Below are 11881 nucleotides of genomic sequence, written 5' to 3'. Positions count from 1 at the left end.
ATCATGCAGGTCAGATATCAATCCATTACTGTTGACGACGTGTCGATCTTCTATCGCGAAGCCGGCCGGGAAAATCGACACGTCGTGCTTTTGCTGCATGGCTTTCCCTCGTCTTCACGCATGTTCGAACCGCTGCTGCACAGACTCGGCGACGAATATCACCTGATTGCACCAGATTTTCCGGGCTTCGGTCATAGCGACGCGCCCTCGCCGGAGCAGTTTGCCTACACCTTCGATCACGTCGCCGAGGTGATCGGCGGATTCGCCAACGCGCTCGGCCTCGATTCGTACACGCTCTTCGTGCAGGACTATGGCGGGCCGGTGGGCTTCCGGCTCGCGCTGGCGTATCCGGAACGCGTGGAGGCGATGATCGTGCAGAACGCCGTGGCGCACGAGTCGGGCCTCGGGCCGTTGTGGGATACGCGCCGGGCATTCTGGGCGAATCGGCAGAAGTATCAGGCTGCGGTCGAACAGAATCTGATGTCGCTCGCGGCCGCGAAGCAGCGTCATGTCGGCACGAGCCCGAATGTCGATCGATACGATCCGGACCTGTGGACCGACGAGTTCGCGTTCCTGTCGCGCCCGGACCAGACGCGCATCCAGAGCGATCTGTTCTATGACTATCAGTCCAATGTTGCCGCCTATCCAGAGTGGCAGGCGTGGCTGCGCCGTCATCGGCCGCGCATGCTGGTGGTATGGGGGCGCTACGACCCGTCCTTCCTGCCCGGCGAAGCGCACGCCTACCGGGACGATGTTCCGGATGCGGAGGTGCATTTGCTCGACGCGGGGCATTTCGCGCTCGATGAGAAGGCCGATGAAATCGCCGACCTCATGCGTGATTTCCTGCGCCGTGCACTAGACGCGTGACCTTCGTTTGACGCGACTATACCCGCGGCAAGGTTCGACATACCCGGCGACGATTGAAGGAACGCGCGCGCCGTCCTGTAATGAAGCTTGGCGACCGGCGTCACGTGTTGCGCCGGTGCTGACTTCGTTACCCAAAGGAGCAAGGCATGCGAACCCGAATGCTGAATCTTACCGTCGCGGCGGCCGCGTCATTCATGTTCATCTTTACCGTGACCTTGCCGCGCGCGACGGCCGCGGAAGCGTCGCCTGACAGCACGGCCGCGACCAGCAAAAAGGCGATCCGCGCGGAGAACCGCGCACTGGGCCGCTCCGTGCGCCACTCGCTCACCCAGGCCAAGGGCCTGGACTCATCGCACATCAACGTGCTTGCACGCGGCAGCACAGTCACGCTGGAAGGCTCCGTACCGGACCAGTCGCAGATCGATACCGCACAGGCGGCCGCAGCGAAAGTGGCAGGCGTCCAGCGGGTCGACAACCGGCTCACCATTTATGAACCGGGCAACTGATCCTTCCGGGAGACGTCATGAGCACCGATTCGATGCAGCGCGAGCAGGAATCCGCGACGTCCGGGGCCGGGGCGCTCGGCATGAAACTGGAGATCGCCGTGGTGCCGGTGTCCGATGTCGATCGCGCCAAGGCGTTCTATAGCGGCCTGGGGTGGCGTCTGGACGTCGATTTCAAAGGCGAAGACGGCTACCGCGTGATCCAGTTCACTCCACCGGAATCCGCATGCTCGGTCATGTTCGGACAGAACATGACGGATGCCGCGCCGGGCTCCGCTCGCGGGCATTACCTCGTGGTCACCGACATCGCGGCCACGCGTGCGGAACTGGAACGGCGCGGCGTGGAGGTCGGCCCGCTCTTTCACGACGAGGGTGGCGTCTTCCATCGCAATGACGGCACGGGGTGCATCGCAGGCGCCAGTCCGGAGCGCAAGAGCTACGCGACCTTCGCCACGTTCAGCGACCCGGACGGCAACCGCTGGTTCCTGCAGGAGATCACTGCGCGACTATCGGCGGATGTGGAAGCGGACGATCCTCGCTTCACGCCGCAAATTCTCGCGGTGTTGCACGGCAAGGCATGACGCCGGTGGCATCCCGGCACGGCGTTGAGCGCGTGCCGGGAACGGCAAATCGAACCCCGAGAGGAATGACATGGCAGACAGTACTCAAGTCGACGCGTCGTCACGTCGGCGCTTCATGCAAACGGCCGTGGCCGCGGCGGCTGCCGGTTCCGCAAGCGGATTCGTCCTCGCCGATACCGCGATCAGCACCACGTCCCGACCGCCCGGCAGCGACAAGACCGCAATACGGACCTTGCGCGTGCATGCGCCGGAAGCGCAGCTCGCGGACCTCAGACGGCGCGTGAAGGCGACCAAATGGCCCAGCCGCGAAACGGTGCCGGACGACACCCAGGGCGTGCAACTCGCGACGATGCAAAGCCTCGCGCATTACTGGACCACGGCGTATGACTGGCGCAAGGTCGAAGCGAAGCTCAATGCGCGGCCCCAGTTCGTGACCGAGATCGATGGTGTCGACATTCATTTCACGCACGTGCGCTCGCGCCATGCCAATGCATTGCCGATGATCGTCACGCATGGCTGGCCCGGGTCCGTCATCGAACAGATGAAGATCATCGATCCGCTGACGAACCCGACCGCATACGGCGGCACGGCGGCGGATGCGTTCGATGTCGTGATTCCGTCGCTGCCGGGCTACGGTTTCTCCGGTACGCCGACGACCACGGGCTGGGATCCCGCCCGCATCGCGCGAGCCTGGGTCGCGCTGATGGAGCGCGTGGGCTACACGCGCTATGTGGCGCAGGGCGGCGACTGGGGCAATGCCGTGACCGAGCAGATGGCGCTGCTGAAGCCGTCCGGTTTGCTTGCCATGCATACCAACATGCCGGCCACCGTTCCCGACGATATCGCCGACGATCTGAAATACGGCAAACCCGCGCCGGCGGGCCTGTCCGAAGACGAGCAGCATGCGTTCGAGCAACTCGATTACTTCTACAAGCATGGTCTCGGTTACGCGCTGGAAATGGCGAACCGTCCGCAAACGCTTTACGGACTGGAAGACTCGCCTGTCGGCGCGGCGGCGTGGATGCTCGATCACGACGCCCGCAGCCAGGAGATGATTGCACGGGTGTTTCAAGGCCAGCCGGAAGGACTGACGCGCGACGATGTGCTCGACAACGTCACGCTTTACTGGCTGACGGGGACATCGATCTCGTCGGCAAGGCTGTACTGGGAGAACAAGTTCAACTTCTTCGCGCCGAAACACGTGGAGATTCCAGTCGCCGTCAGCGTCTTTCCCGACGAGATCTATAGCGCGCCCCGCAGCTGGACCGAACGCGCCTATCCGAAGCTGATTCACTACAATCGTCTTCCCAAGGGCGGGCATTTTGCGGCATGGGAGCAGCCTCAGCTTTTCACTCAGGAAATCCGGGCAAGTTTCCAGTCGCTGCGTTGATGGCCTTCCGGGTCCTCGCGACAACAGGAGCCTGTCATGCACGATGAGACGATACGTGAAGCATTGAATGCACACTGGCGCGCATCGGCGGCGGGTGATCTCGATGCGGAGCACGATATCTACGACGAAGACGCCATCTGCGACTATCCTCAATCTGGCGAGCGCATTCACGGGAAAGCCAATCTGCAGGCGCTGCGTTCCGGTCATCCGGACCGGCCGTCGGGCTTCGAGGTCAGGCGCATACAGGGAAGCGGCGACCTGTGGGTGACGGAATACGTCATCACGTATGGCAAGCGTGCGGCGCTGACGGTGAGCATCATGTCGTTTGCGAGCGGCAAGGTCACGCACGAAACCCAGTACTTCACGGAAGCGTTCGAGGCGCCAGCGTGGCGCAGCCGGTGGGTGCAGCGCATGCCGTGAACCAGGAGAGGCCTTCATGAGTACGTTCGAGGATTTCCGGCTGAGGACGTTGCCGCTTGCACAGGGCGCCGGTCAGATGCCCGCGATGGGTTTCGGCACCCTCATCGCCGATCCTGCCATCACGGTGAGCGCGACCCGCGCCGCGTTGCAGGCAGGCTTTCGACACTTCGACTGCGCCGAGCGCTATCGCAACGAGCGCGAAGTCGGCGAGGCGCTACAAGCAGGCATGGCCAGCGAGGGACTGTCGCGTGGCGATATCTTCGTCACCACCAAGTTGTGGAACACGAATCACCAACCGGACCGGGTGGCGGCGGCCTGCGATGCAAGCTGCGCAAGGCTCCAGGTCGACCATATCGACCTGTATCTCATTCACACGCCGTTCGCGTTCCAGGCGGGCGACGAACAGGATCCGCGCGATGCCAACGGTGACGTCATTTACGATGAAGGCGTGACGCTGCTGGATACCTGGAAGGCGATGGAGCGCCTCGTCGATGACGGCAAATGCCGCGCCATCGGCTTGTCGGATATCGGGCTGGATGAGCTGCGCCCGCTCTACGAAGCCGCGCGCATCAAGCCGGCGGTCGTGCAGGTCGAAGCCCATCCGTATCTGCCCGAACGCGAGTTGCTGGAGTTCTGCCAAGGACACGGCATCGTGTTTCTGGCCTTCGCGCCTCTGGGACATGGCATCAAGCCTGGACCGCTGGATGATCCGGTCATCGCCAGGCTTGCCACGCAACTGAACCGGACGCCCGCGCAATTGTTGCTCGCCTGGGCCGTGCAACGCGGCACCGCGTTACTGACGACGCCCAAAAGCGAAGCACGCGCCCGCGAGAACTTCAATGTCTCCGCGCTGCCGGACGAAGCGTTCGCTGAAATCGATGGCATCCAGACGAGGCTGCGCTTCAACGAAGTCGTCAAGACCGGCAGCCCCGGTTTCATTCCCCGAAGACCGTAAGCGACGCCGCGTAGCTCGATTCCCAGCCACCGCCAAGCGACTTGCACAGCGTGATGAGATTCTCCGCAGCCGTCGCCTTGCTTTCTTCCAGCTTGCTTTGCGCATCCAGTAACTGCTTCTGTACGTTGAGCACGTCGAGATAGTCGAGCGCCCCCGCCTTGTAGCGTTGTTGCGCAATGCCGAGGGCGCGCTGATTCAGGCTCACGACGTTCGTCAGGCGCGCATGCCGCCGCTGTTCGGCGTCGTAGACGAGCAGTGCATCGTCGACTTCACGCCATGCGTCGAGCACGGTGTGCTTGTAGACGATGGCTGCTTCCTGCTGCTGTGCCTCACGAAGTTGCAGCGTGCCCTTGAGCCTTCCGCCTTCGAAGATGGGAAACGTAATGGAAGGCCCGACCACGAACTGTCCCGAGGTCCAATCGGCGAAGTTGGAAAGCTGAAGGCTTTGAAATCCGGCGCTGCCGTTCAAGGCAATGCGCGGATAAAAATCGGCTTTCGCCATGCCGATGGACGCGGTCGCGGCATGCAGCTGCGCCTCGGCCTTCCTGATGTCAGGACGGCGCTGCGCGAGTTCGGACGGGAAGCCTACGGGAACCTGACGCGGCAAGGTTGGCGTCGCGTGCGTGTCGGCGAGCATGGATTGCAACGCGCCTGGTTGCTCGGCAAGCAACAGGCCGATGGCGTTGATGTCCGTATCACGATGCGATTCGAGCGTGGGGATCAGGCTTTCGATGGTCTCGCTCTGCGCCATCGCGTTGGCGACGTCGAGGTCGGTGGTGACGCCTTCCCGCACGCGCACTTGCGTCAGCTTCACCGAGTCCCGTGCGATGGCAAGGTTCTGCCGTGCGATTTCCAGCAGCGATTGCGTGCTGCGCAAATCGATATAGTCGCGTGCGAGTTCCGCGCGCGCGGACAAAAGGATCGCGCTTCGATCTTCGTACGACGCAAGGCTCAACGCGTTGGCCGCTTCGACAGTGCGCCGCACGCGGCCCCAGATGTCGAGTTCCCATGATGCATCGAAGCCCGCTTGAAACAGGTTATAGGCCGGCGATCCCTTGGCGCCCGGCATCGCCGATACACCCAATGGCGCGCCGCCCGATGCCGATTCCGGCTGACTCTGCGAGGGCGTCACGCCGAGCAGCGAAAGAATGCCGTTCTCGCTGCCGCGCTCGCGGTTATACGAGGCGGCGGCATCGAGCGTCGGTAGTTCCGCGGCGCCCGCGATGCGCCGTTGCGCGCGGCTCTGAAGCAGCCGCGCGGATGCAGCGGCCACGTCGAGGTTCGCGTCGGCGAGACGCTGTTCGAGTGCGTTCAGCACGGGATCGTCGAAGAGGGTCCACCAGTCCTGCACGAAGGAAGCTTCGACGGCCTTGCTCGGCGCCTGCGCGGTTTGCGTGCGGTCGAAGACCTTGGGCGTAACGGCGGCGGGGCGCTCGAAGTCCGGTCCGACCATGCAGCCGGCGATCGCAAGGCATGCGGGCAAGGCAAGCACAATCTTCGCGTTCATTTCGACTCGACTCCCTGCGCGACGGCTTCGCTGCGCCGGCCCGTGACGACTTGCGCCTCGACTGAAAGACCCACGCTCAGGTCCGATGCCGCTTCCTGTCCCGGATCGATGATGATCTTGACCGGCACGCGCTGGACGATCTTCGTGAAGTTGCCGGTTGCATTGTCGGGTGCGATGGGCGCGAAGCTGACGCCCGTGGCGGGCGCGAGGCTATCGACACGCCCGCGGATCACGACGCCGGGAAAGCTGTCCACCCGGATGCGCGCCCTTGCGCCGGGCCGCATCTTCGCGATCTGGTTTTCCTGGAAATTCGCGACCACGTACGCCTGCGCGAGCGGCACGACGGCAAGCACCGGCGCACCCGGCGTCACGAACGCGCCCACGCGCGCGGACCGTCGGCCGATCTTGCCATCGACGGGCGTGAGGATCTCCGTGTACGAAAGGTTGAGCTTCGCCTGCTCCAGCGCCGCTTCCGCACGGGCTTGCGTTCCGGCGGCCCGGTCGCGTTGCGTACGCAGCACTTGCAGGTTTTGCTCCGTGGTCTTCAGTGCGGCGCGGTCATGCGCTTGCTGCGCGAGTTGTTGCGCCAGCGTGCTCGACGAGCTCTGTTGCTCCTGCGTGGTGCCCGCGCCCGCATCCGAAAGATTTCGATAGCGCGAGGCGTTGGCCCGTGCGAATTCGATAGCGGCGTCGTCGGAACGCAAGGTCGCGCGCGCCTGATCGACGAGTGAAGGCTGTCGCGCGATCTCGGCATCGAAGTTGGCCACGGCCGCGCGGGCTGCGCTGACATCGGCTTCGGCGCTCATCAGCGCGGCGCGATAGTCCCGGTCGTCGATGCGCACCAGCACCTGCCCGGTTTTCACCGTCTGATTGTCGTTGACCAGCACCTCGGAGATCTGGCCGGGGATGCGCGGTGCGACGAGCGTGAAATCGGCCTGTACGTAGGCATCGTTGGTGGACTCGACGTCCGGGTTCGCCAGCAGCCTGAACGAGATCCAGGCCACGATAAGCAATGCGACGACCAGTCCCGCAACGACGATCAGCCTGGAATGAGCGCGGATAGTGGAAAACATGATGACGTCCCTTATTGGGAGGGTGTCGGCTTCACGTACCAGGGCGGGTGTATTCGCACGGGCAAGATGGGAACCAGCACGAGCAACGCGACGGCGACGCACGCCATGACGCGATACAGATCGGCCGATGCCAGCACGAGCGCCTGCTCATGCACGCGATGCGCGAGTTCGCCGATGCCGTGCGTCGCGTCGATGCTCTGGCTGGTCACGAGCGCGCGATTGCCGAGCTGATCCACGAGCAGGTTCGAATGAAAGCGCTCGCGGGCGGTGCCCAGCCCTTCTATGAGACCGGTCGCCACGGCGGCTGAAAAGGTCTTGACGGTGTTGAACATCGCGGACGCGAAGGGGCCTTCCGTCGGCGGCAAGCCGGTGGTGACGCCCATCAGGATGGAGAGAATGACCATCGGCTGGGCCATGATCTGCAGCGACTGCAACCAGTAGAAGTTGTCGCGGATCCATTCGGACGTCATGGCGCTGCCCATCGCGCATGTGGCGATCATGAACAGCAGGCCGAGCGACAACACCCAGCGCACGTCGACGCGCCGCAGATTGAGTGTGGCAGCCGTGAGCGGGAGCACGATCAACAAGGGCAGCGCCACGAGCAGCGAGAGCGGCGCGGACTGCAACGCGCGATAGTCGTGCACGCGGGCCAGGAATTGACCGGGAATCGCCGCCACGCCGACCAGCAGCGTGACGGCGCCGGCGAGCGTGACCAGACCATGTGTAAAGTTGCGGCGTTGAAGGAGTTGCAGCTTGAAGAAGGGCATCGGCTGGAAATACTCGTTGATCAGGAACGCCACGAGCAGCACGCTGCCGCCGATAAACATTGCGCAGATAAAACCGGATTCGAGCCAGTCGAGACGATCGCCCTGCAAGACCGCGATCACGAGCATGGCCGCTGCCGGCAACCCTGTGAGCAGGCCGATCCAGTTGAATGAGCGGAAGCGTTCGAGCTTCGGCGCATCTTCGGGAAGGCCCCACACGATCGCGATGCAGCTCACCAGGCCCAGCGGCAGGATCTGCCAGAACACCATCTGCCAGCTGACGTACTCGGTCCACAGCGCGGCGAGCGGTGTGCCGAGCGCCGGTCCGAAGGTCGCGGTCAGCGCGTAGCCGGCGAGTCCGTATAGCTTGATTTGCGGAGGGAGATAGCGCAACGCGACGATGATCAGCATGGGCGGCAGGCAGCCGCCCGAGATCCCCTGCAGGATGCGCAGAACGTATAGCGCCGTCAGCGACGGGGCGAACGGACACAGGAAGCCGAAGAGCATCGTGGCGAGCACGGCGCCTGTCGTGAAGCGCTTGAGCGTGAACGTGATGCCGAACCACGGTGCGAAGATCATCGTGGCGACGTTGGCCGCTTCGAACAAGGTGGTGAGCCAGGTGCCGTCGTCATATCCGATGGACAAGGCGCCCTGGACATCCACCATGGCGACCGCCGTGACCTGTTCGTTCAGGATCGCGAGCAATGAAGCCAGCAGCATGCCGATCAGCCCCACCGCAACGCGCAACGACAGCCCCGGAGCTTGCGGCGCGGGGGCGGCCGCGATGGCGCGGCTGTTGTCGTGGACGTCGGTGGTAATCATGAAGGTTGACCTGTTGCGCGTGCTCGGTCAGACATCGCATGCCGGGACCACGCATCACGGCATCGTGGGTCCGGGAGAACGAAACCTCTTTTTCATGCTGCTAATGCACCCGGTCGAGCGCGCAATATTGCGCTTACGCGTGCTTGTCAGGCTCGGCTGCGTCGAGTGTACGCGCGGAAAATTGCGGTTGCAGTTTGCGTGCAGACCTTCGTCATCCGTAAGGACAGGGTGTTTCCTGGCCATTCGCGTGCAGCTTCTGGCCATCGTGTACCTGTCGAAGACGATCCGTGCTTTCATCCGGAGCCGACTTCGAATGAGAACCCGATCGCCATGCCCGGAACAAGACACGATGCGCCCCCGCCGCAGGAAGCATTGCTCGCGCGACTCATCACCTTGCTCGAGAGAATCAAGGACAAGACCGCAAGCGCGGAGGTCGAGCATTGGCTCAACGGCGAATTGAGCGTGCAGAGCGCGCTTTACCAGGAGATCGCGCAAGGAGTGAAGCGCGGCGTACAAGAGGGCTGGGCAGCAAACCTCGAGATCGATGGGCCGCGCTATCGCCGTTCCTTGCTCAGTGCGCCTTGCGAGAAGACTTTCTTCTTCAGTGTGACGGTCGTGCTGATGGACAGCACCGGCAACACGCAGGGCAATCCGGAAGACAGCTTCCGAGGGCACTATCACGCGCATCCCTACGGCGAGTTCAACATGGTGTTCCCGCTTGACGAAGGCGCCGCGCTCCGCGGTCTCGACGGCTGGTGTCACGGCGGCTGGACCTCGCCGGACCCCGGAAGCCGCCATTTCCCGGAGGTCAGGGGCGGCGCGGTGATCTCGCTGACCTTTCTTCCAGCGGGTCGCATTACCTTCGGCGGTTCATTACAACCGTAAGCGCGTCGCGCCCGGCCCATGGCGCTTCTGCAAAAGAGCATTCCAAAAACAGACTTATACAAAATCTGACTTTGCAGTAAAGTAGAGTCCAATGACGTTGGCTGCAGCGGAGCATCTCCATGGACCACTACTCGCACAAGAACTTCACGCTGACCCAGAGCGTCGGCTTTGCCGTCAACAAGGCGCGCAACCTGCTGGTCGCGGAGTTGGACGCGGCGTTGAAAGACCTCGGCATCACCACGCAGCAAATGGGCATTCTCATGTCCATGCGCGGCGGCGTGACGCAGACGCCGTTCGAACTTTCAAAACTGCTGGGCATCGACACCGGCCTGATGACGCGCATGCTCGACAAGCTCGAAGCGCGGGAGTTGCTGCAACGCTCGCGCAGTCTGGAAGACCGTCGCGTCGTCAATCTCACGCTGACGCCCGAGGGCGAAAAGATCGCCGATGAACTGCCGCATATCGCGCCGGCCGTCCTCAATAAACGTCTGAGAAAATTCACGCGCGCCGAATTCAACGAACTGCGCCGTCTGTTGAGCAAGTTTCTTGAAGACTGAACACGCGACGCTGTGCGTTCGTGCTTTTTTTTGCGCAATTATCTGACAGGTCAGAAAATGTTCATGCAATCGAATCGTGCCCGCTTTGTTTCGCGGGCAGTGCAGACCAGTATCACGCTGACGTTCGCTGCCATGCTGGCGGCGTGCGCGAATTACGCGGGCATCCATGGCGACGAGGAGATGGCAAAGCCGCAGAGCTACGCGACGGAGCAGAGCCTTCCCGCCGACAATGGCCGCTGGCCCGCGCCCGACTGGGCCGATCAATTCGGCGACGCGCAATTGCATGCGTTGCTCGCCGAAGCGCTTGCAGGCAGTCCGACACTGGAACAGGCGCGTGCGCGCATCGCGGCGGCATCGGCGTATAGCGAAACCGCGAAGGCCAACACGCTGCCGCAAGTCGGCGCGTCGTATTCGTGGACGCGTCAACGCTATTCGGAGAACGCGCTCGTGCCGCCACCGGATGCGGGGTCGTGGCAATCCGAGAACAAGGGGCTGCTGTCCGCCTCCTACGAACTCGATCTGTGGGGCAAGAATCGTGAGGCTTTGCGCGCCGCCGTATCGCAGGTGCAGGCCAGCCAGGCGGACGCCGAGGCGGTGCGACTCGCGCTCGATACGTCGATTGCACGCGCTTACAACCAGCTTGCGCGGCTCTATGCGTTGCGTGACATCGTGAAGGGCGAGGTGCTTCAGCGCGAGCAGATCGTGCGGATCACGGCGGGCCGCATTGCCAACGGGCTCGATACCGAAGTCGAGCGCAAGACGGCGGACGCCGATCTCGCGACCAGTCGCGCCACGCTCTCGGCGCTCGATGGCCGTATCCTCGCCACGCGCTATCAGATTGCGGCGCTGCTGGGGAAGGGTCCGGATCGCGGGCTGTCGATCGAACGTCCGCGTCTCGGCATCGGCGATGAAGTGCGTTTGCCCGGTAATCTGCCCGCCGACCTGGTGAGCCGTCGCCCCGATCTCGTCGCGGCGCGCTGGCGTGTCGACTCGATGACGCACGACATCAAGGAAGCAAAGGCCGAGTTCTATCCGGACATCAACCTGAGCGCGTCGCTCGGGCTTGATGCGTTCGGCTTCGGCCGACTGCTGACGGCGGCGAGCCGCACGATGTCGGCGGGACCGGCGATTCATCTGCCCATCTTCGACGGCGGCGCTTTGCGCGCGCAGTTGAAGGGCCGTTATGCCGACTTCGACTACGCGGTGGCCACTTATAACCAGACGCTCGTCACGGCGCTGAGCGATGTCGCGACCGATCTGTCGCAGATTCGCTCGACCGATGCGCAACTTATCGACGCCACTCATGCACAAGAGGCGGCGCGCAGTGCGCAGCAGCTTGCGCTCACGCAGTACCGCGCGGGGCTGACGAACCAGCTGACCGTGCTGAACGCCGAAACCAACGCGCTCGCGGCCGAACGCGCGGTCGCCGACCTGAAGATGGACCGGCGCGATCAGCAGATCGCACTCGCGGCCGCATTGGGCGGCGGCTATACGGACACGCAGGCGGACGCCATCGCCGCACGCTGAGCGAGATCTTGAACAGTAGAGGAGCAGGAC

The 11881-nt window shown here is 63.4% G+C and carries 12 protein-coding genes; 9 read left to right on the top strand and 3 right to left on the bottom strand.

Features of this window, described 5'->3' with window-relative positions:
- Positions 1–3: 3 nt before the first annotated feature.
- The 6 genes from QCE64_RS27290 (at position 4) to QCE64_RS27265 (ending at position 4716) form a co-directional block, all read left to right on the top strand.
- Positions 4–867, top strand: a complete 864-nt coding sequence (locus tag QCE64_RS27290) for an alpha/beta hydrolase (RefSeq protein ID WP_309925111.1) — start codon at positions 4–6, stop codon at positions 865–867.
- Positions 868–1013: 146 nt separating this feature from the next.
- Positions 1014–1373, top strand: a complete 360-nt coding sequence (locus QCE64_RS27285; RefSeq protein ID WP_309925110.1) for a BON domain-containing protein — start codon at positions 1014–1016, stop codon at positions 1371–1373.
- A gap of 17 nt (positions 1374–1390) precedes the next feature.
- The gene (locus tag QCE64_RS27280; RefSeq protein WP_310007248.1) at positions 1391–1951 is read left to right on the top strand and encodes a VOC family protein; all 561 of its coding nucleotides are present in this window, start codon (positions 1391–1393) and stop codon (positions 1949–1951) included.
- Between the two features lie 70 nt (positions 1952–2021).
- The gene (locus QCE64_RS27275; protein ID WP_310007246.1) at positions 2022–3341 is read left to right on the top strand and encodes an epoxide hydrolase; all 1320 of its coding nucleotides are present in this window, start codon (positions 2022–2024) and stop codon (positions 3339–3341) included.
- A 36-nt stretch (positions 3342–3377) separates the two neighbouring features.
- A complete protein-coding gene (locus QCE64_RS27270; protein WP_310007244.1) occupies positions 3378–3761 on the top strand; it encodes a nuclear transport factor 2 family protein in 384 nt (127 codons plus the stop codon).
- 16 nt (positions 3762–3777) lie between these two features.
- Positions 3778–4716 carry an aldo/keto reductase gene (locus QCE64_RS27265; protein ID WP_310007242.1) on the top strand — a complete coding sequence of 313 codons (939 nt, stop codon included), beginning with the start codon at positions 3778–3780 and terminating at the stop codon, positions 4714–4716.
- Here QCE64_RS27265 and QCE64_RS27260 read toward each other — a convergent pair.
- The 3 genes from QCE64_RS27260 to QCE64_RS27250 are packed head-to-tail and all read right to left on the bottom strand — an operon-like array spanning position 4697 to position 8882.
- Positions 4697–6223 (bottom strand): efflux transporter outer membrane subunit, encoded by a 1527-nt coding sequence (locus QCE64_RS27260; protein WP_310007240.1) that lies wholly within the window; start codon positions 6221–6223, stop codon positions 4697–4699. The two genes, QCE64_RS27265 and QCE64_RS27260, sit on opposite strands and share 20 nt — an antisense overlap.
- Positions 6220–7296, bottom strand: a complete 1077-nt coding sequence (locus QCE64_RS27255) for an HlyD family secretion protein (RefSeq protein ID WP_310007238.1) — start codon at positions 7294–7296, stop codon at positions 6220–6222. The genes QCE64_RS27260 and QCE64_RS27255 overlap by 4 nt, the downstream gene beginning before the upstream one ends.
- Before the next feature lie 11 nt (positions 7297–7307).
- Entirely contained in the window at positions 7308–8882 is a 1575-nt protein-coding gene (locus tag QCE64_RS27250) for an MFS transporter (RefSeq protein ID WP_310007236.1), read from the bottom strand.
- A 330-nt stretch (positions 8883–9212) separates the two neighbouring features.
- Between QCE64_RS27250 and QCE64_RS27245 the strand changes: the two genes are divergently transcribed.
- From QCE64_RS27245 to QCE64_RS27235, 3 genes are all read left to right on the top strand, one after another.
- On the top strand, positions 9213–9767 hold the full coding sequence (locus tag QCE64_RS27245) for a DUF4863 family protein (protein ID WP_310007399.1): 555 nt from the start codon (positions 9213–9215) through the stop codon (positions 9765–9767).
- A 119-nt stretch (positions 9768–9886) separates the two neighbouring features.
- Positions 9887–10324 (top strand): MarR family transcriptional regulator, encoded by a 438-nt coding sequence (locus QCE64_RS27240; RefSeq protein ID WP_309925096.1) that lies wholly within the window; start codon positions 9887–9889, stop codon positions 10322–10324.
- A 57-nt stretch (positions 10325–10381) separates the two neighbouring features.
- Positions 10382–11851: an efflux transporter outer membrane subunit gene (locus tag QCE64_RS27235; RefSeq protein ID WP_310007234.1), complete on the top strand. Its 1470-nt coding sequence runs from the start codon at positions 10382–10384 to the stop codon at positions 11849–11851.
- The last annotated feature ends 30 nt before the right edge of the window (positions 11852–11881 follow it).

Origin of the sequence: Caballeronia sp. LZ043 (genome assembly GCF_031451075.1) — a bacterium.
Lineage (GTDB): Bacteria > Pseudomonadota > Gammaproteobacteria > Burkholderiales > Burkholderiaceae > Caballeronia.
Note: the sequence above shows the minus strand (reverse complement) of the source record. Positions and strands in the feature narration are given on the sequence as shown.